Here is a 24,796-nt window from a genome sequence, read left to right as displayed (position 1 = left end):
GCCTTGGAGAAAGTATATGAAAAGGCTTATGAAAAGGTTATTGATTATATAGAGAGCAATATTCTGGATGGCCATTTTGAAGTGGGAGATAAACTGCCCTCAGAGAGGGAACTGTCCCAGATGCTGTCTGTCAGCAGAAATTCTGTCAGAGAAGGCATCCGAATTCTTGAAGTCATCGGTGTGATATCCAGTCAGCATGGTATTGGCAATTATATTGCAGATCATTTCGATAAAACGCTTGTACAGGTGATGACTATGATGTATGCGTTGGAGAAGATGACTTATAATGAGATCCGTGAATTCAGATATGCCGTTGAATTCCAGGCGGTTGTGCTGGCCATGGACAATATTACAAAGGATCAGATCGAGAAACTGCAGAAGAACCTTGATATTCTTGAGAACAGTCAGGATGAGGAAGAGCAGGTGCTGAATGATAAGATGATCCATTATACAATTGTAGAGGCTTCCGGCAATCGCCTTGTTATTGCCAATTATCTTGCACTGGCCAAGATCATGGATAATTTTATTCGTGAGACACGTTCCAAGATTATGACAGATGAGCGGAATTCCATTGCATTTCAGGGAATCCACAGACGTCTTGTGGAGGCGATCTGCAGCAGAGATCTTGAACTTGGCAAGAAAGCGCTGGATGAACATTTTGTTTACATTTGTAAAAATTTGGATACCTAGTACATCGTTGCTGTGAATGTTGAATTCTGCAAGTCAACAAAGAGTCAACAAGAGGCCAAGCAAAACCATAGACAAAAAGGGGAGAACATTATATAATAGGTGTATCAACTGGTAGTACCAGTTGAAGATGCGAAAGCATCGAATCTCCTTAATTGATTGAATCAAGTTGTCTCTTGCCGGGTTCAACGAATCACAACGGAATAAGGATGTTATTTTCTTTTTGAAAAGAACCATTGCAAAATAAAGTGGTGTATTTTGTAATGGCTCTTTTTATTTATGCGAGCAACGAGCCAAAGTCCGTGCCTGGAAATATAATTTGCCTACTTTATGTCAATTATGCTATAATGTAATGGATTATGCTATTTATGTAGTAGTCTGAGTGTAAGGGCGGTGGATATGGCGGTTTATATAGATGTGATTGTGGATATATCCGTGAGCAGTCTGGATCGTATTTTCCAGTACCGTGTGCCGGAGGAAATGTTGGATGCGGTGACGGTAGGCTGTCAGGTCAGTGTACCTTTTGGCAATGGAAACCGCAGACGGCAGGCTTTCGTTGTTGGTGTTGGCAATTCGCCATCCTATGATGAGACGAAGATCAAGGATATTTTGGAAGTGACAAAGGCACCGGCGGCAACGGGGCAGCTGATTGCCCTGGCAGACTGGATGCATGAATGGTATGGCTGTACCATGGCCCAGGCATTGAAGACGGTGCTACCTATTAAGAAGTCGGTAAAGGAAGTCAAAAGAGTGACTTATTTTCTCGCAGACAGAGAGAAAGCACAGCAGCTGCTTGACAAGAGCAGGAAGAACAGGCGTGAGAAGGCCAGGGTCAGATTTCTGGAGGCGATATTGCGTGAAGAACATCTGACAAAGGAAACAGTGACAGGTGTTTTGCAGATATCATCGGCGACGATGAAAGCAATCCTTCAGACCGGTGTGATCCGTGAAGAGACATCACAGATTTACCGAGATCCTGTGAAGCAGAAGCTGAAGGGATGGCAGGAGGTCTGCCTGAATGAGGAACAGCAGCAGGCTGTAGAGGGTATATGGAAGAATGCAGCTATTTGCCGGGAACACTGGACAGAGGAAAGCGGCATTCATCTTCTGTATGGCATCACGGGAAGCGGCAAGACGGAAGTTTATATGTCTCTGATGGAGAAGACCTTGAGTGAAGGCAGGCAGGTTATTGTTCTGATTCCTGAGATTTCATTGACGTTACAGACGGTTTCAAGATTTTATGACAGATTTGGCAGTCAGATTGCGATCATGAATTCAAAGCTTTCCGCCGGGGAACGATATGACCAGTATATGCGGGCCAAAAGAGGAGAAGCTTCTATTATGATCGGTCCCAGATCTGCACTTTTTACACCTTTTGACAGGCTGGGCCTGATCATCATCGATGAGGAACATGAATCCGCCTACAAAAGCGAGACGGTTCCAAGGTATCATGCGGCGGAAGTGGCCGCACGGAGAGCCAGTATGGCCGGTGCCCTGGTGGTGATGGGATCTGCGACACCAGCGGTGGCAGATTATCAGAAAGCCCTGGATGGAAGAATCGGTCTTCACAGAATGACGCATCGGGCCAGAGCAGGCAGCCGGCTTCCGGATGTACAGGTTGTGGATCTGCGGAAAGAGTTCCGAATGAAGAACAGAGGAATTTTAAGCTGTTCCCTTCAGGAGGCCATGGAGCATTGTTTAAAGCGCGGTGAACAGATGATGCTTTTCTTAAACCGCCGGGGATATGCGGGATTTGTTTCCTGCAGAAGCTGTGGTTATGTGATGAAGTGCAGCCATTGTGATGTGTCTATGACCGTGCACCATCATCATTTGCTTAAATGCCATTACTGCGGCAGTGAACAGCCTGTGCCAAGAGTTTGTCCTTCCTGCGGTTCGCCGTATATTGCAGGCTTTGGCGTCGGAACCCAGAAAGTGGAAGAATTTGTTCAGAATACATTTCCGGAGGCAAGGATTCTCAGAATGGATAGAGATACCACATCCGGCAAAGATGATATGGGAAGGATCCTTCAGACCTTTTCAGAGGGCGGAGCAGATATTCTTATTGGTACACAGATGATTGTCAAAGGACATGATTTTGCCAACGTGACGCTTGTGGGGATCCTGGCAGCAGATTTATCGATGTTTGCCGGAGATTATCAGTCCTCAGAACGAACATTTCAGCTGCTGACCCAGGCGGCGGGCAGAGCCGGAAGAGGTAATCGGCCGGGGCAGGTGATTATTCAGACCTATCAGCCGGAACACTATTGTATACAGACAGCAGCTGCCCAGGATTATGACAGCTTTTACAGTCAGGAGATCCGGTTTAGACAAATGCTGCATTATCCGCCGGACAGGCAGATGATGGTGCTGCTGGCAGAGGGCGAGAGTGATCAGGAGGCTGCGCTGGCAGTGAAGAAACTGAGGGAGATAGCCACTGAGGCAGACTTTGACGGTGTCGAATTTATCGGCCCATCCCGGGCAAGTATTACCCGGGCCAGAGATTTGTATCGCTATACATTATATATGAAACATCAGGATAGTAAGGAATTGATACGGCTCAGGGATTTTCTGGAAGGATATCTGAAGTGGTCGCAGCAGTTCCAAAATATATATTTTACTTTTGATCTGCGTGAGCAATAAGTTTTTGGACGGCTTGCACAGATAGTTAACGAAGGAAGCAGTTTTTAAAGGAGTGTTGAAAAATGGCTATTAGAAAATTACGTTATGAAGGTGACCCTGTTCTTGGTAAGGTTTGTAAGGAAGTCAAAGAGATGACACCACATCTTCAGGAACTGGTGCAGGATATGCTGGAGACAATGTATGCAGCGGAGGGTGTCGGACTGGCAGCACCTCAGGTTGGTGTTCTTCGCCGTATTGCCGTAATTGATGTAGGCGAGGGACCATATGTTTTTGTTAATCCGAAGATCGTTGAGATAGCCGGTGAGCAGGTGGGCGATGAAGGATGCTTAAGCGTGCCGGGTAAGAGCGGTATTGTCCGCAGACCGGAATATGTGAAGACAGTCGCTTTTGATGAACATCTGAACCCGATTGAAGTGGAAGGCCATGGCCTTTTTGCAAGAGCAATGTGTCATGAATTTGATCATCTGGATGGTCATTTATATATTGAAAAAGTGGAAGGCCCTCTCAATGAAGTGAGCTATGCAGAGGAAGACGAAAATTAGGAGGCGGAATGATGAAAGCTGTATTTATGGGAACACCTGATTTTGCAGTACCTACGCTGCAGAAGATGATTGATATGGGAATAGAAGTAACTGCTGTTGTCACTCAGCCTGACAAGGCCAAAGGCCGCGGCAAGAAAGTGATTTATTCACCGGTGAAGGAATGTGCCCTGGCCCATGATCTGCCGGTTTATCAGCCGGTCCGCATCAGAAAGGAGCCTGAATTTATTCAGACACTGCGTGATATGCAGCCGGATGTGATCGTTGTTGTGGCTTTTGGCCAGATTTTACCAAAGGAAATACTGGATATTCCAAGACTCGGCTGTGTGAATGTGCATGCCTCACTTCTTCCGAAATTCCGTGGGGCAGCACCGATCCAGTGGTCTATTATTGATGGTGAAGAGGTGACGGGTGTCACAACGATGCTGATGGATGTAGGACTGGATACCGGCGATATGCTTTTAAAGGCTGAGATCCCGATGGATCCGAAGGAAACAGGCGGCAGCCTTCATGATAAGCTTGCGACAGTCGGAGGTGAACTGCTGGAGAAGACATTGATCGGACTGGAAGCGGGAACTATTGTGCCTGAGAAGCAGGATGACAGTCAGGCCGGTGAATATGCACGTATGCTGGACAAAGAATTAGGACATATTGATTTTAATCAGCCGGCAGTTGTGATTGAACGCCTGATCCGCGGCTTAAATCCATGGCCGAGTGCGTATACTTATATTGACGGCAAAACATTAAAAATCTGGGAAGCAGAAGTCCTTGACAGAAACTATGGCTGTGAATACGGAGAAGTAGCAGAGGTGACAAGGAACTGTCTGATTATTCAGACCGGTGTCGGAGCACTTTCTGTTAAGAGTGTGCAGCTTCAGGGCAAGAAGAGAATGGATATCGCTGCTTTCCTGAATGGCTATACCATTGAAAAAGGAACACGTTTTGACAACGAATAACAAAACAGAATGGAAGTGACTGAATGTATTATCCCATGTATTTTGATCCAACATATATTTTAATCATTATTGGTGTACTGCTGTCACTGGCAGCATCCACAAAGGTCAAATCGACTTTCAGCAGATATTCCAGAGTGCGTTCATTGAGCGGACTGACAGGCGCTCAGACAGCGGAACGGATCCTGCATCAGGCAGGTATTTATGATGTGGGGATCGCCAGAATTTCCGGAGATTTGACAGACCATTATGATCCGTCTTCAAAAACGCTGCGTTTGTCGGATTCAGTGTATGGTTCCAACAGTGTTGCAGCCGTCAGTGTTGCAGCCCATGAATGCGGCCATGCCATCCAGCATCAGGAGAATTATGCACCGCTGAAGATCCGTGCAGCCCTTGTGCCGGTTGCTAATTTCGGTGCCGGCATCAGCTGGCCGCTGATCATCATCGGGATTTTACTGGGCGGCAGCAGTCTTCTGATCAATATCGGTATCTGGCTTTTTGTGGCAGTTGTGGCCTTTCATCTGGTAACACTTCCTGTGGAATTGAATGCATCTTCCAGAGCACTGAAGATCATGGAATCTTCAGGTGTTCTGCATGGCGATGAGAACCGTTATGCCAAAGAGGTGCTTGGTGCGGCAGCTCTGACTTATGTGGCCAGTGCGGCATCAATGATCCTGCAGCTGCTGCGTCTGCTGATCCTGACCCGCGGCTTCAGGGACAATGATCGATAAAGGAGTTAGATATGGCAGATAATTTGAATACACGCGCCATTGTTTATGATATGCTGATGAGTATTGAGAAGGAGAATACACCTTCTCATATTCTGTTATCCCAGACACTGATGAAATACCAGTATTTGGATAAACGGGACAGAGCTTTTATCAGTCGGCTTTTCAGGGGAACACTGGAATATGAGATTTTTCTGGATGGCGTGATCCGTCAGTTTTCCAGTGTCCGGTTGAATAAAATCAAACCGCCTATTAAAATCATCCTCAGAATGTCGGTTTATCAGATATTGAAAATGGATCATATTCCTGACGCGGCAGCCTGTGATGAAGCAGTGAAGCTTGCCAGAAAGAGGGGGCTTAAGAATCTGTCCGGTTTTGTCAACGGTGTTTTGAGAAATATATCCCGCAATAAGGACAACATCCGTTATCCGGATGCGGACAGGGAACCGGCAGCCTGTCTGTCCATGCGCTATTCCATGCCGGAATGGCTGGCGTCCATGTGGCTTCAGGAATACGGTTTTGAGACAACCGCCAAAATGGGACAGGCCATGCTGGATGACCAGAAGACCTCTGTCCGTGTGCGGAATCCACAGAATACAGAGAATGTAAAAGAGGCTCTGGCTGCGGAAGGTCTGCAGACGGAACCGGGATGTATCCTGCCGGAGGCACTGCATATTTCCGGGTATGATTATCTTGGCAATGTGGATGCATTTGCGGATGGACAGATTGTTGTACAGGATGAGAGTGCCATGCTGGCAGCTGCGGCAGCTGGTATTGCCGGTGGGGAGACTATCATTGATGTCTGTGCGGCGCCGGGAGGCAAGAGCATGCATATGGCGGATCTTCTGCATGAAAGCGGACATGTGTCAGCGAGAGATCTGACAGAAGCTAAGGTGATCAGAATTCGGGAGAATCTTTTGAGAACAGGATTGACAAATGTTTCAGCAGAAGTCAAAGATGCCCTTGAATTTTATCCGGAGGATGAGGCTAAAGCAGATATTGTCATGGCGGATCTCCCTTGCTCCGGACTTGGCGTGATGGGAAGAAAAGCCGACATTAAACGGTCTGTGACACCGGAGAAGATTGCAGCCCTTGCTGCGCTTCAGAGAGAGATTCTTACAGTTGTACAGCGGTATGTTAAGCCGGGAGGGGTTCTGATCTACAGTACCTGTACGGTTTCAAAGGCTGAGAATGAAGAAAATATGCATTGGTTTTCTGAACATTTTCCATTTCATCTGGAGAGTATGGATGCGTACGTACCGGCTGTTGTTCACAGTGAACAGACGAAAGATGGATGGATCCAGATACTGCCGGGGCAGTATCAGTCAGATGGCTTTTTTATTGCGCGGTTCAGGCGCAGCCAGGACGGAGGAATGAAGTGTTAAACGAAAAAACAGATATCAAGTCAATGACTCTTTCGGAATTGGAAGTTTTTATAACAGAAGTGCTGGGTGAGAAAAAGTTCCGTGCCAAGCAGATTTATGAATGGATGCATGTGCGCCTTGTGGATTCTTTTGATGAGATGACCAATTTGTCGAAGGATTTGCGAAAGAAGCTTTCAGAACGGTGTGTACTGACGCATCTGGAAATTGTTGAGAAATATGTTTCGGCGATAGATGGTACGGCAAAATATCTTTTTAAATTATCCGATGACCGTATTATTGAAAGTGTATTGATGCATTACAAACACGGCAATTCAGTTTGCATTTCTTCACAGGTCGGATGCAGGATGGGATGCCGTTTCTGCGCTTCCACACTGGGAGGACTGGAGCGTCAGATGCTGGCATCAGAGATGCTGGATGAGATTTATCAGATCCAGAAGGATTCCGGAGAGAGAGTTTCCAATGTGGTTGTCATGGGTACAGGAGAACCGCTGGACAATTATGATGCTCTTGTACGCATGATTGAGATCCTGACCCATGCGCCGGGGCTGGATATCAGCCAGCGCAATGTGACAGTATCTACATGCGGCCTTGTGCCGAAGATTTATGAGCTGGCGGATCTGAAGATGCAGATTACACTGGCAATTTCACTTCATGCAGTCAATGATGAAAAGCGCCGTGAACTGATGCCGATTGCCAATACATATAGTATAGAAGAAATACTAAAGGCATGCCGGTATTATTATAGCCAGAATAACCGGAGAATCACTTTTGAGTACAGCCTTGTAAAGGGTGTCAATGACAGCAGAGAGGATGCGAAAGCACTGGCGGCCTTACTGGAGGGGATGAATTGTCATATCAATCTGATCCCGGTCAATCCTATTGAAGAGAGGGATTATCGCCAGACAGAAGCAGATGCTGTACTGAAATTTAAAAATATGCTTGAAAAATATGGAAGAAATGTTACTATAAGAAGGGAAATGGGCAGAGATATACAGGCTGCCTGTGGACAGTTAAGAAAGAAATATATGGAACAGTCAGTGAAGAGGGAGGGATAATATGCGGGCGTATGCCGGAACAGATATTGGCTGCGTGAGGACGATGAATCAGGATGGATACTTCTGTTCAATGACTCCGATCGGGCCGTTTCCGAATTTATTTATTGTTGCAGATGGAATGGGCGGGCATCAGGCCGGCGATTATGCTTCCAGATATGCGATAGAGACATTCCTTGCTTACATCAGTCATACTGAGACAACCAATCTGATCCGTGTGATGGATGAGGGAATTGCCATGGCGAATCAGAAGGTTCTTGAGAAATCTTTTGAGAATGAGGAACTGGCAGGCATGGGAACGACCATGGTTGTGGCTTTTTCTGAAGACAGACAGCTTTATGTAGCCAATGTAGGTGACAGCAGACTTTATCTGATCGGTCATGAGATCAATCAGGTGACAGAAGATCATTCTTATGTGGCTGCTATGATGCGAGCTGGTGAATTGACGAAGGAGCAGGCTAGAAATCATCCGGAGAAGAATGTGATTACCAGAGCTGTCGGTGTGTCCCAGGATGTGAAGGCGGACTTTTTTGAAGTAGATCTGAAGCCGGGAGATAAGGTGCTGATGTGCTCGGATGGTTTGTCCAATATGATTGAAGATGACAGATTATTTGATGTGATTAATGCCAATAATGTGGAGGATTCAGTGAAGATTCTTATAGATGAAGCAAAGAAAAATGGCGGATACGACAATATTACAGCGATTGTGATCGAACCGCAGATTGAGGAGGTGAACGAATGTTAGTGCCAGGCAGTTATGTAATCAACAGATACGAGATTATAGCGAAGATCGGATCGGGTGGCATGGCGGATGTCTACAAGGCGAAGGATCATGTATTGAACCGATTGGTTGCCATCAAGGTTTTAAAGCAGGAATACAGTACTGATGCAACATTCGTTAAGAAGTTTAGGGTGGAGGCTCAGTCCGCGGCAGGGCTGTCTCATCCGAATATTGTCAGTGTTTACGACGTCGGTGAAGATGATGGTGTTTATTTTATCGTTATGGAACTGGTACAGGGTATTACCCTGAAGAACTATATTGATATGAAGGGTAAGCTGGATATCAGAGAAGCACTGAATATTTCAGTACAGATTGCATCTGGTCTCAGTGCGGCTCATGAGAACAGGATTATCCACAGAGATATCAAACCGCAGAATATCATTATGTCCCGTGACGGTAAGGTTAAGGTGACAGACTTCGGTATTGCGAAGGTGGCAGATTCAACCACCGTGACAACCACAGCTGCGGGAACGGTGCACTATATTTCGCCGGAACAGGCCAGAGGCGGCTATAGTGATGAGCGAAGTGATATCTATTCCCTTGGTATTACCATGTATGAGATGGTCACCGGCCGTGTACCTTTTGAGGGTGAGACCAATGTGGCGGTTGCACTGATGCATATCCAGAGTGAGATGGTACCTCCGAGAAAACTGGAACCATCTATTCCGGTCAGCTTCGAGAAGATCATTCTGAAGTGTACGCAGAAGAAGCCTGAGAGACGATATGCTTCTGCAAAAGAGCTGATTGCAGACCTGAGAAAGGTTCTGACTCATCCTGATGGTGAGTATGTTGTTATTCCGGGAGCAGTGCCTGAGGGAAGGACCATTGTTATGAAGGACAATGATATCGATTCTCTGAAAACAGCATCATTGCACCACAGCCTGAGTGATGTGACGGAAGAAACATTGAACGGCATGACAGAAGAAGATGAAGAGCAGCCGGTTCAGAAGCCGGTTCAGAAGTCGGATTCCAGAAAACGTCCAGCAAAGAAGAGTGATCCTGAAGAGGATGATGATTTTGATAATGATGAAGAGGATGATGATGAAGTTAATCCGGCATTGAACAAAGTAATGATGGTACTTGGTATCGGTGGATTCATCATTCTTGCAGTGATTATTTTCTTTATCATCGGTCATGCAGCCGGTTTCTTTGGCGGCAGTCATAACAAGAAGGAGTCAGATACACAATCAGTATCTACAGAATCTGTTTCTGAAACTGCACCTGCAAGCAGCAATGCGGAAGTTGTTATTGTACCGGATCTGTTCAATATGACAGAAACTCAGGCAAAGGCAGCATTGAATAAGCTGAGACTTGGTGTGAGTGTCCAGAAAGGTTCTTCAGACGATGTACCGGAGGGGCAGGTTTACGACCAGTCACCGGCTGCCGGTGTGAAGACAGATGTGCATACACAGGTTACCATCTATATCAGTACAGGAAAGGAAACTTTCAAACTGGATGATGTGGCAGGTATGGATTATGATCAGGCACAGTCCCAGCTGGAGAATGATGGATTGAAGGTCAGCCTTGAATTTGAAGACAGTGATTCTGTTGACAAGAATGAGGTTATCAGAACATCACCGGAGGCAGGCAGTCAGGTAGCTGAAGGGGATACAGTCACAATTGTTGCAAGTAAAGGCAAGGAGACGAAATATGTCACTGTACCATATGTCATTGGCTATGATCTTGATACAGCCATTTCCATGATCAAGGATGCAGGTCTGACTTATGATGGCAAATCAAGTGATTACAGTGACAGTGTTTCTGAAGGTGAAGTCATGAATCAGAGTATTGGCTCCGGTCAATCTGTGGAAGAAGGGACATCCATTACACTGACAGTGAGTCTTGGAAGCAAAGTGTCCTCTTACACGGCTTCTATTTCAATCGAGAATCCGTTTGGTGCGGAAATTGTAGACGGTAATGGTAATTCGGATACCTACTCAGAAGGTCAGGTAACAGTTGTTGTTTATAAACCGGATGGATCCAGTGAGACTGTTTACGATCAGTATGCAACAGAAGAGAGTCTTCCGGGTTCTGTCACCACGACAAGTTCTTCTGCGGGAAGCGGCAGCGTTTACGCATATATTAACGGTATTCAGTATGCTTCTTATGAGGTGGATTTTGATTAATTAAAGAGGATGATATGAAGGGCAAGATTATTAAAGGTATTGCCGGTTTCTACTATGTCCATGTGGGAGGCAGAGGCATCTACGAATGCAAGGCGAAGGGGATCTTCCGAAACCGGAAGATCAAGCCCCTTGTGGGAGATGATGTCCTGCTTGACAGCTTGGATGAAGCGGGCATGAAAGGTAATATAACAGAAATTCTTCCCCGACGAAATGCTTTGATCCGCCCGGCGTCAGCCAATGTGGATCAGGCGATGATCATTTTTGCAGCGGCACAGCCGGCCCCGAATCTGGGGCTGCTGGACCGCTTTTTGCTCATGATGGAGAAGCAGGAACTGCCGACCATCATTTGTTTTAATAAGCGGGAATTGGTCAGCGGAGAAGAATTGGAGAAACTTTGCGGTATTTATCGCGGCAGCGGATGTAAGGTGCTGACGGTCAGTGTGAAGCAGCAGGAAGGTCTGGAGCAGATACGGGAGCTTCTAAATGGCAGAACAACGGTGATGGCAGGACCATCCGGTGTCGGCAAGTCATCTATGACCAATGCCATGTATCCGGATGCGGAGATGGCCACAGGGGCAGTCAGCGAGAAGATTAAGCGCGGACGGCATACAACCCGTCATTCAGAGCTTTTTTCCATTGGGAATGATACATATCTGATGGATACGCCGGGATTCAGTACTCTTTATCTGGAAGGCTGGGACAAAGAAGATTTGAAGTACTATTATCCGGAATTTGAGCCTTATTTTGAAAAATGTCGTTTTAATGGATGCAATCATTTGAATGAACCGGATTGTGCGGTCAAGGAAGCCGTTGCCTCCGGGGAGATCAGCAATGAACGCTATGAGAATTATCAATCATTTTATGAAGAACTGGCGAGTCAGAGGAGGTACTAATTATGTACGAATTAAAGTTATCACCGTCAATTTTATCAGCGGATTTCAGCAAACTGGGAGAAGATATTCAGACAGCTGATCAGGCTGGTGCGGATTATATTCACATTGATGTTATGGATGGTGCTTTTGTGCCGAATATTTCTTTTGGTATTCCGGTGATCAAGAGTATCCGCAAATGCACTGACAAAGTATTTGATGTGCATCTGATGATCGAGAATCCGGATCTTTTGATTCCGGAGTTTGCAAAAGCCGGTGCAGATATCATTGTTGTTCATGCGGAAGCCTGTAAGCATCTTCACAGAACAATCCAGCTGATCCACAGTCTGGGTGTGAAGGCCGGTGTAGCTTTAAATCCGGCAACACCGCTCTCGGTGCTTGATTATGTGCTGGAAGATCTGGATATGATTCTTCTGATGACGGTGAATCCGGGCTTTGGCGGACAGAGCTATATTCCGGCCATGACGGGTAAGATTCTTACACTCCGTCACCTTCTGGAGGAAAAGGGTCTTCAGACGGATATTGAGATTGACGGTGGTGTGGATACAAAAAATCTGAGTATGGTTCTTGAAGCCGGTGCCAATGTGATTGTGTCCGGTTCCAAAATCTTCGGTGGCGATATCACTGAAAATGTCCATGCATTCAAGGCTATTATGACACAGTATACGAAATAGGTAGGATAGAGAATGAGGATTCTGATTATTACAGGGGGCAGAATTGATGAGAGTTTTGCCCTCTCATTATTGCAAAAAGAAAAATTTGATCACATGATCGTGGTGGATGGTGCCCTTGCATTTTGGGATAAAGTGGAGAGAAATCCTGAAATCCAGTGCCATTTTGATCATCTGGTGGGAGATTTTGATACAATATCACCGAATATTTTGGAAAATTATCTGGACAGAGAAGATATTGAAGTTCACCGATTTAACCCGGAGAAAGACTATACAGACACGGATATTGCATTAAAGCTGGCCATCCGTCTTGCAGAAAACGGAAAAGAGGCAGATGCGGAGGATGATTGCGATGAGCATCAGAATGAGAAGACAATGCAGGATTCGATGAATACCCGTTCTGAAATCTGGCTCCTTGGTGCTACCGGTACAAGAGCGGATCATATGCTGGCCAATATGCAGCTGCTGGCTCAGACAAAAGCAGCTGGTGTGGAAGGCGTTATTGTGGATAAAAACAACAAAATCCGTCTTCTGGAAGGCAGTTATACACTGAAGAAAAAAGACCAGTTTGGTGACTTTGTATCGCTGATCCCAATCACCCGGGCATTAAAAGGCGTGACACTTCGCGGCTTTAAATATCCTCTGGAAAGACATACCACATATTTCGGAGAAAGCCTTTGCGTAAGCAACGAACTGGAAGCAGAAGAAGGCTTTATCAATATTGAAGAAGGCATGGCATTCCTTATAGAAAGCCGCGATTAAAAAACTTCCGCAGCCAAAACTGCACTCTGTTTTACTGCAGGTGATGTTCCATGAAGAAGTTGAAGATGGAACCGTTGTTCATCTTGAAAGCTTCCAGGATAACATCGTCAATGATATTCTCTGATGAGGCATCTCGTTCGGCCAGCAGGTTTTTGATGACCGGTATGAAGGAAAACCAGAGAATCGGGCTGTAGTAATTGATGGATGTGATGTCATAGTTGATCTTCCGGGAGAGTTCTTCTCCGATGGCAAGAATAGATTTTTGGTATTGCTGCATGTCATCATTTAATTCATGGATATATTGATACCCATAGAAATTCAGCTTGGCGACAAGGCGCTGCTGGCTGAAAATGGCCGGGTCATGAACAATGGTAAAGTGGTATTTGTCAGCCACCTGTTTGACCATCTCCTGAAGGAGTTCGCTTTTGTCCGCAAAGGCGGTGAGAGATTCCTTATTGATATCTGTTTTGAGAATCTTCTCAACCTTGTTCATGCTCTGATTATAAAGAGTGATCTCATAACGGATGGCTTCGAATTCTTCGTCCAGTATTTCAAGTGTACCGGCCAGGCGGTTCAGTTTGCGCTTGATATCCATCGGCGGTTCGTAATAGGATTTGTAACCGAGACCATGTTCGACTTCGGCCCATGCGTGCTGAAGTACGGTACGGAGCTGGATTTCGAAACGGATATCCTGATATTTCTGGTATTCAACAAGCTTGCAGCGTTCATCGGTGAATTTCACGACCATATGGACGGAGCTGTAACCGAACTCAATGCGGTTATGTTTGCTTTTTTTTCTTTTGTCGACAATTTCACAGACTTCAAAGGTATCCTCCAGCAGCTCAAGAATGCGTTCTACATCGGACTCAAACAGAGTCAGAATACGGCATCCGAGAACATCCGTGATATCTTCAAGATGATGATATTTATCCTTTGAGATAATCTTATTGCGCAGTGCCTGTTCAGATTTGATTCTGAGAGACATCGTAGAAATCTTGATCTGATGGGCTTCGATCAGGGTATTGATGATATCCTCCACATCATGCTGCATCTTCTTATATATATCAACTCTCTGATAATATTCACTCATAATCGTATCTAAAGTATGAATCATAATATACTTCTCCTTTTTTGACAATTTAATATATTTTAACATAAAATAACGTTAAAAGCTATGGGAAAATGGCAAATTGCACAAGTTGTGAATTTGCAGACTTGGGTGAGAATATTGTTGAATTCGGCAATTATCTGCTTTATAATAAAAAAGAAAAATTGAGGCAGGAATATAGAAGGATTTGAAGAAAGGAGCATCCACTCAAAGAAAAATATACACTGCAATGTCTCGATGTGAACAGGTATAATAAAATTTTGAGTGGCAGGTGTTTTATGAGCTACGCAGATCAGGTGTTTATTAATATGTGCAGGGATATCCTTGATAACGGCTGCAGTACGGAGGGCGAGAAGGTTCGTCCGAAGTGGGAGGACGGCAGTTATGCTTATACAATGAAGAAGTTTGGTGTTGTGAACCGGTATGATCTCTCTAAGGAGTTTCCGGCACTGACGCTTAGAAAGACAGCTATCAAGAGTGCAACGGATGAGATGTTGTGGATCTGGCAGCGCAAGTCCAATAATATTCATGATCTGAACAGTACGGTCTGGGATGAGTGGGCAGATGAGAATGGTTCCATCGGCAAGGCATACGGTTATCAGATGGGTGTGAAGCATCAGTACAAAGAAGGCATGATGGATCAGGTGGACAGAGTGATCTATGATCTGAAGAACAATCCATACAGCCGCCGTATCATGACCAATATTTACGTGCATCAGGATCTTCATGAAATGAATCTCTATCCTTGTGCCTACAGTATGACATTTAATGTAACGAAGAAACCGGGAGATGACAAGTTGGTGCTGAATGCTATCCTGAATCAGCGTTCGCAGGATGTACTGGCGGCCAATAACTGGAATGTGGTACAGTATTCAGTATTGATGCATATGCTGGCACAGGTATGTGATATGCAGGTGGGTGAACTGGTACATGTGATTGCGGATGCACATATCTATGACCGGCATATTCCGCTGATCGAGGAGCTCATCAGCAGGGAAACGCATCCGGCACCGACATTCAAATTGAATCCGGAGATTAAGAATTTCTATGATTTTACAACAAAGGATATTATGATTGAGAATTATGTAACGGGACCGCAGATCAAGAACATCCCGATTGCGGTTTAGAATAATGAGCGGGAATCCCTGGTGGTCTGGGCTGCGAGGCGATTCCAAATTTAGGAGGAAACAGAATGAATCTGATTGTTGCAGTAGACAAGAACTGGGGCATTGGTTACCAGAATAAGCTTTTGAACAGCATTCCGGAAGATATGAAGTATTTCAGGGAGACGACCACAGGCAAAGTTGTGGTGATGGGACGTAAAACACTGGAGAGTTTTCCGAATGGGCTGCCATTAAAGAACAGGACCAATATTGTGATCACCGGGGATCATACTTATAAGGCGAAGGATGCCATTATTGTTCACAGCATTGAAGAGGCACTGGAAGAATTGAAGAAATACGATACCAACGATATCTATGTGATCGGCGGCGAGAGCATTTATCGTCAGCTGCTGCCATACTGTGATGTGGCCCATGTGACCTGCATGGATTATAGTTATCAGGCGGATACGTGGTTCCCGAATCTGGATGAGGATGCTGAGTGGGTTGTTGCTGCTGACAGTGAGGAAAAAACCTATTTTGATCTGGAATATTGCTTTAAAATGTATGTTCGCAAGACAAAATTAAAAGAAATTGTTGATTTATTGAAATAATGAGATTATAATTGGTTCGTTGAGGGATAACAGATGGAAGATATTTCATCTGTTATAAGCTGCGCAGGGATGCGCAGGAATTCGAATATGAAATGTATCTGCGCTGTTGATGCAGATTCGAATTCAGCTCCGGGCCACATAGATATTCGACCTGGATTTTACACGAATGGAGGCATTATCAATGGAAAAGAAAAATCTTGACTGGAAGCATATCGGTTTTGCATATCATACCACGGATTACAGATATGTAGCTGATTATAAAGATGGTAAATGGCAGGAAGGATATTTGTCAGACTCACCGACGGTTGTATTGAATGAATGTGCAGGTATCCTGCAGTATTGTCAGGAAGTATTCGAAGGTTTGAAAGCATATGAGACAGCAGACGGAAGAATCGTAACATTCCGTTCCGATCTGAATGCAGACCGTATGTATCACTCCGCAGAGCGTATGGAAATGCCGCCTTTCCCAAGAGAAAGATTCGTTGAGGCAGTTGAGAAGGTTGTAAAGGCCAATGAAGCATGGGTTCCGCCTTACGGCAGTGGTGCAACACTTTATTTAAGACCATATATGTTTGCATCCAGCCCTGTTATCGGTGTTAAACCGGCTCAGGAATATCAGTTCAGACTGTTCTGTACACCTGTAGGCCCTTATTTCCATGAAGGCGCTAAGCCAATCACAATCTGTGTCAGCGATTTCGACCGTGCTGCACCTCATGGTACAGGTCACATCAAAGCTGGCTTGAACTATGCAATGAGCCTGCATGCGAATGTGACAGCTCATGCGAATGGATTTGATGAGAATCTGTTCCTTGATCCGGGCACAAGAACTTATGTAGAGGAAACAGGCGGTGCTAACTTCCTGTTCGTTACAAAGGACAATGAAATCGTAACACCTCTTTCTGATTCCATTCTTCCTTCAATCACAAGACGTTCACTTGTTTATGTAGCAGAGCATTACCTTGGTCTCAAGGTTACAACAAGAAAAGTCAGACTGGACGAGCTGAAAGATTTTGCAGAATGCGGCCTTTGCGGTACTGCAGCTGTTATCTCCCCTGTCGGCAAGGTTGTTGACCACGGCAAGGAAATCTGCTTCCCAAGCGGTATGGAGAAGATGGGACCTATTACCCAGAAGTTATATGATACATTAACAGGCATCCAGTATGGTAAGATCGAAGCACCTGAAGGCTGGATCCATGAAATTATGTAATCAATTGAACGTATAAGTCTAAAGACTGCTGCCTTTCACTTTGGTGGATACAGCAGTCTTTTTCTTTTCTGCATGGAAAATGGTGTTGTATAGATAAATGATAATATAGATAAATGATAAAATTTGATCTTCAGAAATTGTGGGAGCTATTGACTTTTGGAGATAGGTGTATTATAGTGTTCCTAGAAAGGAATACCAGGTGATAGCGAGATGGCTTACATTGAAGATCTGATGCAGTTTGGTCTTACAAGACAGGAATCTGCCATATATTATGCATTATTATCAGAGGGCATGATGACCGGCTATGAAGCAGCCAAAGTATCCGGAGTGTCAAGATCCAATACGTATACGGCGCTGGCAGCTTTGGTTGATAAGGGCGCAGCTCATGTGGCAGAGGGCACGCCGACACATTATGTGCCGGTGGATCCTGAGGAGTTTTGCGGCAGCAAGCTGGAATATCTGAAGGGGTTGTCTGACCGGCTTGTGAAGGAACAGCCGAGGCGTCAGAGGGAAGATGATGCTTATATTACCATCAGCGGTTTTCAGAGTATCTGCCAGAAAGTTGTCCGGATGCTGGATCAGGCACAGTACAGAATTTATATGACAGGCACAGCATCTATGCTTGAGATGTTCAGAGAGAAGCTGGAAGTACTTGTCAGCCATGAGATTAAGGTGGTATTGATCACGGAACCCGTTTTTGAACTGGCTGGGGCGATCATCTATCACAGTGATCACATAGAGAACGGTCAGATTGGCCTGATATCCGATTCAACCCATGTCCTGACAGGTGACCTGTCAGAGAATGACAGCTGTTCCTGCCTGTATTCAGGCAAGAAGAATCTGATTGATTTATTTAAACAGTCATTAAGCCGCCAGATCCGGCTCATTGAGCTGGGGCAGCAGGAGAAAGGAAGTAATAGATAATGAAGAAAGTACCTTTTGTGACAAAAGAGCAGTTAGACGAAATTGTGAAGAAATATCCTACACCTTTTCACCTTTATGATGAGAAGGGTATCAGAGAGAATGCAAGAAAGGTATATAAAGCATTTTCATGGAATAAAGGCTTCAAGGAGTATTTTGCTGTTAAGGCGACACCAAACCCGTCAATCCTGCAGATTATGAAGGAAGAGGGCTGTGGTCTTGACTGTGCAACAAAGGTTGAGCTGATGATGGCGAAGGCCTGCGGTTTTACAGGACACGACGTCATGTTTTCATCCAATGTGACACCGGCCGATGAATATGCCTATGCCAAGGATATGGGTGTCATTATTAATTTTGACGATATCACTCATTTGAAATATTTTGAAGAAAATGTGGGCGAATTTCCTGAGACAGTATGCTGTCGTTTCAATACAGGCGGTGATTTCAAGATCAGTACAGCCATCATGGATGTACCGGGAGAAGCAAAATACGGTTTTACCCGTGAACAGCTGACAGAGGGCTTCAAGTATCTGAAATCCAAGGGTGTGAAGCATTTCGGCATTCATGCATTCCTGGCAAGCAATACCAAGACCAATGATTATTATCCGGCACTGGCCAAGATCCTTTTCAAGACCGCTGTTGAGCTGCATGAAGAGACAGGGGCGGATATCAAGTTCATTAACCTGTCAGGCGGTGTAGGCGTTGCTTATTCACCGGACGAAACACCGAATGATATCGAAGTCATCGGTGAGGGTGTTCACAAGGTTTACGATGAGATTCTTGTTCCTGCAGGTATGGGTGATGTGGCTATCTTTACAGAGATGGGACGTTTTATGCTGGCGCCTTATGGACATCTGATCGCAACAGCCATCCATGAGAAACACATTTTCAAAGAATATATCGGTCTGGATGCCTGCGCAGCAAACCTGATGCGTCCGGCCATCTATGGTGCTTATCATCATATTACAGTGGCAGGCAAGGAGAACGAGCCTTGTGACCATATGTATGATGTTACCGGCGGTCTCTGTGAGAACAGCGATAAGTTTGCAGTCAACAGAATGCTGCCGAAGATTGATATGGGTGATTATATTATTATCCATGATACAGGCGCTCACGGCTTCTCAATGGGCTATAACTATAACGGCAAGCTTCGTTCTGCGGAAGTTCTGCTGAAGGAAGATGGTTCAACAGAACTGATCAGAAGAGCCGAGACACCTATGGATTACTTTGCAACCTTTGATTATACAGGATTATTTGATCGGTTTAAGGATGGTAATGAATGATAAGAGCCGTCATTTTTGACATGGATGGAATTCTACTTGATACGGAGAAGATATATTGTCATTTTTGGATGGAAGCCGGCTGTGAGGCCGGTTATGACTGGAAAATGGAACACAGTCTGATGCTTAGAAGCATGGCACCGGAATTTGCTGAGCCGATGATGAAAGAAATCTTCGGACAGGATTTTGACTATCATGGTGTGAGAAACAGGCGCAAGGCGCTGATGAATGCGTATATGGAGACACATCCTGTGGAGATAAAGCCCGGGGCAGAGGAATTGCTGCGTTATCTGAAGAGCCACTATTTTAAGACGGCGGTTGCAACAGCCAGTGGCGAGACCAAGGCGATGACGTATCTGGATGAAGCAGGACTTCTGGATTACTTTGACCAGATTATCAGCACCGCCATGGTGCCTCATGGCAAACCGATGCCGGATGTGTACCGGTATGCCTGCAAGTGCATCGGTGAGAAACCGGAAGCCTGCATCGCACTGGAGGATTCGCCCAATGGATTGATGGCTGCTTACAGAGCGGGATGTCTGCCCATCATGGTACCGGATCTTACACAGCCGGATGAGAAGCTGTCGAAGATACTTTACGCAAAGGCAGATTCACTGACGGATGTTATTCCGTATCTGCGTTGTCAAACTTAAGCGTTGGCTTACGGTGAAATTTGCGAGGTGAATAGAATGAATGATTTGAGAAAGATGAAATTGGTTAAGTCCAGAACGAATAAGATGCTGACAGGTGTATGCGGCGGTATCGGAGAATTACTTGGTATTGATCCTACCATTATCCGTTTGATCTGGGCGGCATTGTCACTGGCCGGCGGTACAGGAATTATCCTGTATATCATTGCAGCAGTGATCATACCGGAAGATGATGACATCATTGATGCAGAATAACGGGCGAAACTTTCCAAGTTAAAACGAGATGAACCAATTAGCACCTGTTTTTGAAGCTGCTAATTGGTTCATCTTTTTTAGACTTTGAAGTTTCGCAATGCAGGTATTGTGTTATTCATCAAGATGCAGTCAGGGAAATCTAACTAAAAAAATCATTTTTTATAGAAGTCCCTCAGATAGTCAACCCGGGCGGTCATGTTCTGCATAAGGGCATCGATGACAACAAGGGCGGCCATGGACTGAACTACCACAACAGCTCTTGGAACGATGATGGGATCATGGCGGCCTTTGATCTGTATATCGATGGGTTCGCCTTCCCGGGTGACAGTGTGCTGTGTTTGGGAGATGGACGGCGTCGGTTTGACAGCAGCCCGGAAGATGATTTCGGAACCGTCGCTCATACCGCCCAGGATACCGCCGGCATGATTGGTAGCCTTTGTAATATGACCGGCATGATCGGTTGTAAAGGCATCATTATTCACAGAACCCTGAGATTTGGCAGCAGAAAAACCATCACCGATCTCAAAGCCTTTGACAGCACCGATGGAACAGATTGCTTTGGCCAAATTAGCATTCAGCTTTTCAAAAACCGGATCACCGATGCCGGCAGGCATACCATGAATACGGCATTCGATGATACCGCCGCAGGAATCCTGTTTCTTCATCTGTTCTGCAATGAAAGCTTCAGCTTCGGAAGCTGCATCTGCGTCTGGCATGTAAACCGGATTGTTGAAAATTTCCTCTGCATTAAATTTTGCCGGATCAATGGAAACCGGGCCGATGGCTTTGGAAAAAGCACAGATTTCAATGCCGCATTCGGCAAGTAATTTCATGGCAACGGCCCCGGCAGCTACACGGCCAATGGTTTCACGGGCGGATGAACGGCCGCCGCCCCGGTAGTCTCTGAAGCCGTATTTGGCATCAAATGTATAGTCTGCATGTCCCGGACGGTAGTAGCGGGCAATGTCGGAATAATCGGATGAGCGGGCATTCTTATTGAAAACAATGAGAAAAATAGGGCTTCCGGTTGTCTTGCCTTCAAAGGTACCGGACATGATCTCTACGGCATCATCCTCTTTTCGTGGTGTTGTATAGCGGGACTGACCGGGCTTGCGCAGATTCAGATAATATTGGATATCGGATTCAGTAAGCGGAAGACCGGCAGGGCAGCCATCGATGACAACACCCACTGCCTTGCCGTGGGATTCGCCCCATGTTGTGATTTTAAACTGATTACCAAATGTTGATCCAGCCATATATGTTTTAAACCTCCTGAGTTCATATGGATTAATGATGAAAACCTCATGAATATTGAAGTCGTATGGCATCCATTATAATAGATATAGAAGAAATTCGCAAGGTAAAGCAAGAAAGTCATTTCGAATTTTATGGAAATTCAACGAGAAGTCAGGTGTAATTTTATGCGACATATAAAAGAATTGGAAACGTTTCCACAAAATGTTCACAAAATAGTGAAAATCATGCCATAAAACGACGCAATAACACGACATTTATCAAGCGGAGTATACAAAAACTTTCAATCATAGTGTGATTTGAAAATTTGACATTCATTTTGATGTGTGATAAAAATAATCCAATCCAAGGAGGTTGGTCAAATGAATGAAAAGAATATTGTATTAAACAGTGTAGAAGCCGCCAAGGAATTTGTTAAGGCTGCTTCAGAGTGTGATTTTGATATTGATGTTTATTTTAACAGGATTGCATTGGATGCGAAATCCCTGCTTGGTATTCTCAGTCTGGATCTGAGAAATCAGCTCAGAGTCTGCTACAGCGGAGAAAATGTCGGATTTAACACCGTATTGGCAAAATACGCTGTTCAGTAAATGAAGAAGAGAATGAATTGTAAGAGAAGAAACTGCTGCGGGAGTGCAGCAGTTTTTTTCTGTTTTCTGTATTTTTTAGTTGATAAATAAATCAATTACAGTTATACTAGATATAACGCTTTTTTATACAATAATTAAGATAAAGGTGAGTATATGTATCAAATCGTTGCAACAGACGGCAGAGCAAAGAGCGCACATATGGAAACCGTACATGGTGTCATTGAGACACCTGTTTTTATGAATGTGGGTACCATTGCAGCTATCAAGGGTGCGGTGGCTACCACAGATCTGAAGGAGATCGGTACACAGGTTGAATTGTCCAATACCTATCATCTTCACGTTCGTCCCGGAGACCAAATTGTGAAACAGCTCGGCGGCCTGCACAAGTTTATGAACTGGGACAGACCGATCCTTACTGATTCCGGCGGCTTTCAGGTATTTTCCCTGAAGGGCCTGCGCAAGATCAAGGAGGAAGGCGTTTATTTCCAGTCACATATTGATGGCCATAAGATTTTTATGGGCCCGGAGGAGAGTATGCAGATTCAGTCCAACCTTGGCTCTACCATTGCCATGGCCTTTGACGAGTGTGCACCTTATCCAGCCACAAGAGAGTATATGATCAACTCAGTTAACCGTACAACCAGATGGCTGGAGCGATGCAAGAAGAAGATGCAGGAACTGAATGCAGCAGAAGGAACCGTGAATCCGCATCAGCTGCTTTTTGGTATTAACCAGGGCGGCACTTATGCAGATATCCGTGTGAACCATGCCCGTGCGATCCGGGAGCTGGATCTGGATGGTTATGCAGTGGGCGGTCTTGCAGTGGGCGAGACCCATGAGGAGATGTATCGGATCCTTGACGAGGTTGTCCCTGAACTGCCTCAGAATAAGCCAACCTATTTGATGGGGGTAGGTACACCGGCCAATATTCTGGAAGGTGTAGACAGAGGTATTGATTTCTTTGACTGTGTATATCCATCAAGAAACGGACGGCATGGTCATGTTTATACGAATCATGGCAAGCTGAATCTTTTTAATGCGAAGTTTGAGCTGGATGCCAGACCGATTGAAGAAGGCTGTCAGTGTCCGGCCTGCCGCAATTATACAAGAGCTTATATCCGACATCTGCTGAAGGCCAAAGAGATGCTGGGCATGCGTTTGTGTGTTTTGCATAATCTGTATTTCTATAACCATTTGATGGAGGAGATCCGTCTCGCTATCAGGGAACACAGATACAGTGAATTTAAGAAGTCCAAACTGGAAGGCTTTTTAAGTAAAGAAGATTAAGGAGGAAAATCTAATGAACTTTTTACCAGTTGTATTATCAGGAACAGGCGGCAACGCTATCTTTATTCTGATTGCATACGTTGTTGTATTTGCAATTTTAATGTATTTCCTTTCTGTACGTCCTCAGAAGAAACGTCAGAAATCCATGGATGCCATGATTGCAAACCTTGAAGTTGGCGACAGCATTCTGACAACAAGCGGATTCTACGGTGTGGTTATCGATATCGCAGAAGATGTTGTTATCGTTGAGTTCGGCAGTGACAGACATTGCCGTATTCCAATGCAGAAAGAAGCTATTGTCAGCGTTGAGAAAACGAACGAAGAAGAATAATTGAAGAATTATCAGAGATTGCGCGAAGGTGCGGAGATCAGAGATTGATTTCCGCACCTTTTACATTTTTTTTACATTATCTTTAGCTTGGATTGATAGTATGTTGTTAAAATCAGTTTATAATATAACTGGTAGATAAAGTGTTAAAAAGTTGAACGGCCGGTATAGTATGAACCGGCGGGAAGGAGGTTCATATGGAACAGTTAAGAGCAAAAAAAGGTTTTATTATTGATATGGATGGTGTGATCTATCATGGCAACCGTCTGCTTCCGGGAGCAAAGGAGTTTGTGGAATGGCTGTATCAGGAGAAGAAGGAATTCCTTTTTCTGACGAATTCAAGCCGCTACACACCGAAGGAGCTGCAAAAGAAACTGGAATGGATGGGACTTGATGTGGATCAGAGCCATTTTTATACAAGTGCACTGGCAACGGCAGCATTTATTTCAACACAGACACCGGAGGCAACAGCTTATGCGGTTGGCGAACATGGCCTTCAGAATGCCCTGTATGATGCCGGTATTACAGTGAATGAAATCCATCCGGATTATGTGATCATCGGTGAAGCGGATAATTATTGCTATGACCATATTGTCAAAGCAACAAGATTTGTCAATGAAGGTGCCCGCCTGATCGGTACGAATTATGACCTGACCGGTCCTGTGGAAGGCGGCATCGTTCCGGCCTGCCGGGCATTGATGGCACCGATTGAACTGGCCACAGGCAAACAGGCTTATTATGTGGGCAAGCCGAATGCTCTGATGATGCGTACAGGACTCAGGATCCTCGGGGTGCATTCAGAGGATGCAGCCATCATCGGAGACCGTATGGATACAGATATCGTTGCGGGTATCGAATCCGGTCTGGATACGGTTCTGGTGCTGTCAGGGGTGACAACACCGGGGATGATTGAGGAATTTCCGTATAGACCGAGACTGGTATGCAACGGCATTGGTGACATTGCCGTGTTAGACCACTAAACAGCTGC

25 protein-coding genes are annotated in these 24,796 nt (G+C 45.1%); 23 read left to right on the top strand and 2 right to left on the bottom strand.

Annotated elements, in window-relative coordinates; translation table 11 throughout:
• The first annotated feature begins 3 nt into the window (after positions 1–3).
• From HED67_RS11025 to HED67_RS10970, 12 genes are all read left to right on the top strand, one after another.
• Positions 4–690: a FadR/GntR family transcriptional regulator gene (locus HED67_RS11025; RefSeq protein ID WP_178439622.1), complete on the top strand. Its 687-nt coding sequence runs from the start codon at positions 4–6 to the stop codon at positions 688–690.
• A gap of 396 nt (positions 691–1,086) precedes the next feature.
• The gene (gene priA / locus HED67_RS11020) at positions 1,087–3,327 is read left to right on the top strand and encodes a replication restart helicase PriA (RefSeq protein WP_221718330.1); all 2,241 of its coding nucleotides are present in this window, start codon (positions 1,087–1,089) and stop codon (positions 3,325–3,327) included.
• 62 nt (positions 3,328–3,389) lie between these two features.
• A complete protein-coding gene (gene def, locus HED67_RS11015; RefSeq protein WP_221718329.1) occupies positions 3,390–3,869 on the top strand; it encodes a peptide deformylase in 480 nt (159 codons plus the stop codon).
• Between the two features lie 11 nt (positions 3,870–3,880).
• On the top strand, positions 3,881–4,822 hold the full coding sequence (fmt, locus tag HED67_RS11010) for a methionyl-tRNA formyltransferase (RefSeq protein WP_221718346.1): 942 nt from the start codon (positions 3,881–3,883) through the stop codon (positions 4,820–4,822).
• Positions 4,823–4,845: 23 nt separating this feature from the next.
• Positions 4,846–5,550 carry a zinc metallopeptidase gene (locus HED67_RS11005; RefSeq protein ID WP_221718328.1) on the top strand — a complete coding sequence of 235 codons (705 nt, stop codon included), beginning with the start codon at positions 4,846–4,848 and terminating at the stop codon, positions 5,548–5,550.
• Between the two features lie 11 nt (positions 5,551–5,561).
• Positions 5,562–6,932 carry a 16S rRNA (cytosine(967)-C(5))-methyltransferase RsmB gene (gene rsmB / locus HED67_RS11000; RefSeq protein WP_178439610.1) on the top strand — a complete coding sequence of 457 codons (1,371 nt, stop codon included), beginning with the start codon at positions 5,562–5,564 and terminating at the stop codon, positions 6,930–6,932.
• The gene (rlmN, locus tag HED67_RS10995) at positions 6,926–7,987 is read left to right on the top strand and encodes a dual-specificity RNA methyltransferase RlmN (protein WP_221718327.1); all 1,062 of its coding nucleotides are present in this window, start codon (positions 6,926–6,928) and stop codon (positions 7,985–7,987) included. Before rsmB ends, rlmN begins: the two co-directional genes overlap by 7 nt.
• A 1-nt stretch (position 7,988) precedes the next feature.
• On the top strand, positions 7,989–8,729 hold the full coding sequence (locus tag HED67_RS10990) for a Stp1/IreP family PP2C-type Ser/Thr phosphatase (RefSeq protein WP_178439603.1): 741 nt from the start codon (positions 7,989–7,991) through the stop codon (positions 8,727–8,729).
• Complete coding sequence (gene pknB, locus HED67_RS10985) at positions 8,723–10,891, top strand: Stk1 family PASTA domain-containing Ser/Thr kinase (protein WP_221718326.1); 2,169 nt, start codon at positions 8,723–8,725, stop codon at positions 10,889–10,891. The genes HED67_RS10990 and pknB overlap by 7 nt, the downstream gene beginning before the upstream one ends.
• A 14-nt stretch (positions 10,892–10,905) precedes the next feature.
• Positions 10,906–11,784, top strand: coding sequence for a ribosome small subunit-dependent GTPase A (gene rsgA / locus HED67_RS10980; protein ID WP_215631624.1), 879 nt, complete (start codon positions 10,906–10,908; stop codon positions 11,782–11,784).
• 2 nt (positions 11,785–11,786) lie between these two features.
• Positions 11,787–12,455, top strand: a complete 669-nt coding sequence (gene rpe, locus HED67_RS10975) for a ribulose-phosphate 3-epimerase (RefSeq protein ID WP_178439590.1) — start codon at positions 11,787–11,789, stop codon at positions 12,453–12,455.
• A gap of 12 nt (positions 12,456–12,467) precedes the next feature.
• A complete protein-coding gene (locus HED67_RS10970) occupies positions 12,468–13,214 on the top strand; it encodes a thiamine diphosphokinase (RefSeq protein WP_178439587.1) in 747 nt (248 codons plus the stop codon).
• A 31-nt stretch (positions 13,215–13,245) separates the two neighbouring features.
• On the opposite strand, the gene HED67_RS10965 is transcribed toward HED67_RS10970, so the two are convergent.
• Entirely contained in the window at positions 13,246–14,328 is a 1,083-nt protein-coding gene (locus tag HED67_RS10965) for a GTP pyrophosphokinase (protein ID WP_221718325.1), read from the bottom strand.
• A 272-nt stretch (positions 14,329–14,600) separates the two neighbouring features.
• Here HED67_RS10965 and thyA point away from each other — a divergent pair, with 272 nt between their 5' ends.
• The 7 genes from thyA to HED67_RS10930 all read left to right on the top strand — a co-directional run bounded on the left by thyA (position 14,601) and on the right by HED67_RS10930 (position 20,349).
• Positions 14,601–15,449: a thymidylate synthase gene (gene thyA, locus HED67_RS10960; RefSeq protein ID WP_178439581.1), complete on the top strand. Its 849-nt coding sequence runs from the start codon at positions 14,601–14,603 to the stop codon at positions 15,447–15,449.
• Positions 15,450–15,514: 65 nt separating this feature from the next.
• Positions 15,515–16,036 carry a dihydrofolate reductase gene (locus HED67_RS10955; RefSeq protein WP_178439578.1) on the top strand — a complete coding sequence of 174 codons (522 nt, stop codon included), beginning with the start codon at positions 15,515–15,517 and terminating at the stop codon, positions 16,034–16,036.
• Positions 16,037–16,217: 181 nt separating this feature from the next.
• Positions 16,218–17,243 carry a branched-chain amino acid aminotransferase gene (locus HED67_RS10950; RefSeq protein WP_178439575.1) on the top strand — a complete coding sequence of 342 codons (1,026 nt, stop codon included), beginning with the start codon at positions 16,218–16,220 and terminating at the stop codon, positions 17,241–17,243.
• A 210-nt stretch (positions 17,244–17,453) separates the two neighbouring features.
• Complete coding sequence (locus HED67_RS10945; RefSeq protein ID WP_215631622.1) at positions 17,454–18,167, top strand: TrmB family transcriptional regulator; 714 nt, start codon at positions 17,454–17,456, stop codon at positions 18,165–18,167.
• Positions 18,167–19,447: a diaminopimelate decarboxylase gene (locus HED67_RS10940; RefSeq protein ID WP_221718324.1), complete on the top strand. Its 1,281-nt coding sequence runs from the start codon at positions 18,167–18,169 to the stop codon at positions 19,445–19,447. The genes HED67_RS10945 and HED67_RS10940 overlap by 1 nt, the downstream gene beginning before the upstream one ends.
• Positions 19,444–20,097: an HAD family hydrolase gene (locus HED67_RS10935; protein ID WP_221718323.1), complete on the top strand. Its 654-nt coding sequence runs from the start codon at positions 19,444–19,446 to the stop codon at positions 20,095–20,097. Before HED67_RS10940 ends, HED67_RS10935 begins: the two co-directional genes overlap by 4 nt.
• A 36-nt stretch (positions 20,098–20,133) precedes the next feature.
• On the top strand, positions 20,134–20,349 hold the full coding sequence (locus HED67_RS10930; protein WP_178439564.1) for a PspC domain-containing protein: 216 nt from the start codon (positions 20,134–20,136) through the stop codon (positions 20,347–20,349).
• 152 nt (positions 20,350–20,501) lie between these two features.
• On the opposite strand, the gene aroC is transcribed toward HED67_RS10930, so the two are convergent.
• Positions 20,502–21,605, bottom strand: a complete 1,104-nt coding sequence (gene aroC / locus HED67_RS10925) for a chorismate synthase (protein ID WP_221718322.1) — start codon at positions 21,603–21,605, stop codon at positions 20,502–20,504.
• Between the two features lie 360 nt (positions 21,606–21,965).
• Between aroC and HED67_RS10920 the strand changes: the two genes are divergently transcribed.
• From HED67_RS10920 to HED67_RS10905, 4 genes are all read left to right on the top strand, one after another.
• Complete coding sequence (locus HED67_RS10920; protein WP_178439557.1) at positions 21,966–22,193, top strand: HPr family phosphocarrier protein; 228 nt, start codon at positions 21,966–21,968, stop codon at positions 22,191–22,193.
• Positions 22,194–22,346: 153 nt separating this feature from the next.
• Positions 22,347–23,480 carry a tRNA guanosine(34) transglycosylase Tgt gene (gene tgt / locus HED67_RS10915; protein ID WP_215631618.1) on the top strand — a complete coding sequence of 378 codons (1,134 nt, stop codon included), beginning with the start codon at positions 22,347–22,349 and terminating at the stop codon, positions 23,478–23,480.
• Between the two features lie 13 nt (positions 23,481–23,493).
• Complete coding sequence (gene yajC / locus HED67_RS10910; protein ID WP_215631617.1) at positions 23,494–23,811, top strand: preprotein translocase subunit YajC; 318 nt, start codon at positions 23,494–23,496, stop codon at positions 23,809–23,811.
• A 194-nt stretch (positions 23,812–24,005) separates the two neighbouring features.
• Complete coding sequence (locus HED67_RS10905) at positions 24,006–24,788, top strand: HAD-IIA family hydrolase (RefSeq protein ID WP_178439549.1); 783 nt, start codon at positions 24,006–24,008, stop codon at positions 24,786–24,788.
• The last annotated feature ends 8 nt before the right edge of the window (positions 24,789–24,796 follow it).

The sequence above is a fragment of the Pseudocoprococcus catus genome (assembly GCF_019734885.1).
In the GTDB taxonomy this organism is placed as follows: Bacteria; Bacillota; Clostridia; order Lachnospirales; family Lachnospiraceae; genus Coprococcus_A; species Coprococcus_A catus.
Note: the sequence above shows the minus strand (reverse complement) of the source record. Positions and strands in the feature narration are given on the sequence as shown.

What these genes read in the sequence shown, in the direction of transcription:
- priA (WP_221718330.1), top strand. Translation starts at nt 1,087, where the DNA reads ATGGCGGTTTATATAGATGTGATTGTGGATATATCCGTGAGCAGTCTG.
- def (WP_221718329.1), top strand. Translation starts at nt 3,390, where the DNA reads ATGGCTATTAGAAAATTACGTTATGAAGGTGACCCTGTTCTTGGTAAG.
- fmt (WP_221718346.1), top strand. Translation starts at nt 3,881, where the DNA reads ATGAAAGCTGTATTTATGGGAACACCTGATTTTGCAGTACCTACGCTG.
- HED67_RS11005 (WP_221718328.1), top strand. Translation starts at nt 4,846, where the DNA reads ATGTATTATCCCATGTATTTTGATCCAACATATATTTTAATCATTATT.
- rsmB (WP_178439610.1), top strand. Translation starts at nt 5,562, where the DNA reads ATGGCAGATAATTTGAATACACGCGCCATTGTTTATGATATGCTGATG.
- HED67_RS10990 (WP_178439603.1), top strand. Translation starts at nt 7,989, where the DNA reads ATGCGGGCGTATGCCGGAACAGATATTGGCTGCGTGAGGACGATGAAT.
- pknB (WP_221718326.1), top strand. Translation starts at nt 8,723, where the DNA reads ATGTTAGTGCCAGGCAGTTATGTAATCAACAGATACGAGATTATAGCG.
- rsgA (WP_215631624.1), top strand. Translation starts at nt 10,906, where the DNA reads ATGAAGGGCAAGATTATTAAAGGTATTGCCGGTTTCTACTATGTCCAT.
- rpe (WP_178439590.1), top strand. Translation starts at nt 11,787, where the DNA reads ATGTACGAATTAAAGTTATCACCGTCAATTTTATCAGCGGATTTCAGC.
- HED67_RS10970 (WP_178439587.1), top strand. Translation starts at nt 12,468, where the DNA reads ATGAGGATTCTGATTATTACAGGGGGCAGAATTGATGAGAGTTTTGCC.
- HED67_RS10965 (WP_221718325.1), bottom strand. Translation starts at nt 14,328, where the DNA reads ATGATTCATACTTTAGATACGATTATGAGTGAATATTATCAGAGAGTT.
- thyA (WP_178439581.1), top strand. Translation starts at nt 14,601, where the DNA reads ATGAGCTACGCAGATCAGGTGTTTATTAATATGTGCAGGGATATCCTT.
- HED67_RS10955 (WP_178439578.1), top strand. Translation starts at nt 15,515, where the DNA reads ATGAATCTGATTGTTGCAGTAGACAAGAACTGGGGCATTGGTTACCAG.
- HED67_RS10950 (WP_178439575.1), top strand. Translation starts at nt 16,218, where the DNA reads ATGGAAAAGAAAAATCTTGACTGGAAGCATATCGGTTTTGCATATCAT.
- HED67_RS10945 (WP_215631622.1), top strand. Translation starts at nt 17,454, where the DNA reads ATGGCTTACATTGAAGATCTGATGCAGTTTGGTCTTACAAGACAGGAA.
- HED67_RS10940 (WP_221718324.1), top strand. Translation starts at nt 18,167, where the DNA reads ATGAAGAAAGTACCTTTTGTGACAAAAGAGCAGTTAGACGAAATTGTG.
- HED67_RS10935 (WP_221718323.1), top strand. Translation starts at nt 19,444, where the DNA reads ATGATAAGAGCCGTCATTTTTGACATGGATGGAATTCTACTTGATACG.
- HED67_RS10930 (WP_178439564.1), top strand. Translation starts at nt 20,134, where the DNA reads ATGAATGATTTGAGAAAGATGAAATTGGTTAAGTCCAGAACGAATAAG.
- aroC (WP_221718322.1), bottom strand. Translation starts at nt 21,605, where the DNA reads ATGGCTGGATCAACATTTGGTAATCAGTTTAAAATCACAACATGGGGC.
- HED67_RS10920 (WP_178439557.1), top strand. Translation starts at nt 21,966, where the DNA reads ATGAATGAAAAGAATATTGTATTAAACAGTGTAGAAGCCGCCAAGGAA.
- tgt (WP_215631618.1), top strand. Translation starts at nt 22,347, where the DNA reads ATGTATCAAATCGTTGCAACAGACGGCAGAGCAAAGAGCGCACATATG.
- yajC (WP_215631617.1), top strand. Translation starts at nt 23,494, where the DNA reads ATGAACTTTTTACCAGTTGTATTATCAGGAACAGGCGGCAACGCTATC.
- HED67_RS10905 (WP_178439549.1), top strand. Translation starts at nt 24,006, where the DNA reads ATGGAACAGTTAAGAGCAAAAAAAGGTTTTATTATTGATATGGATGGT.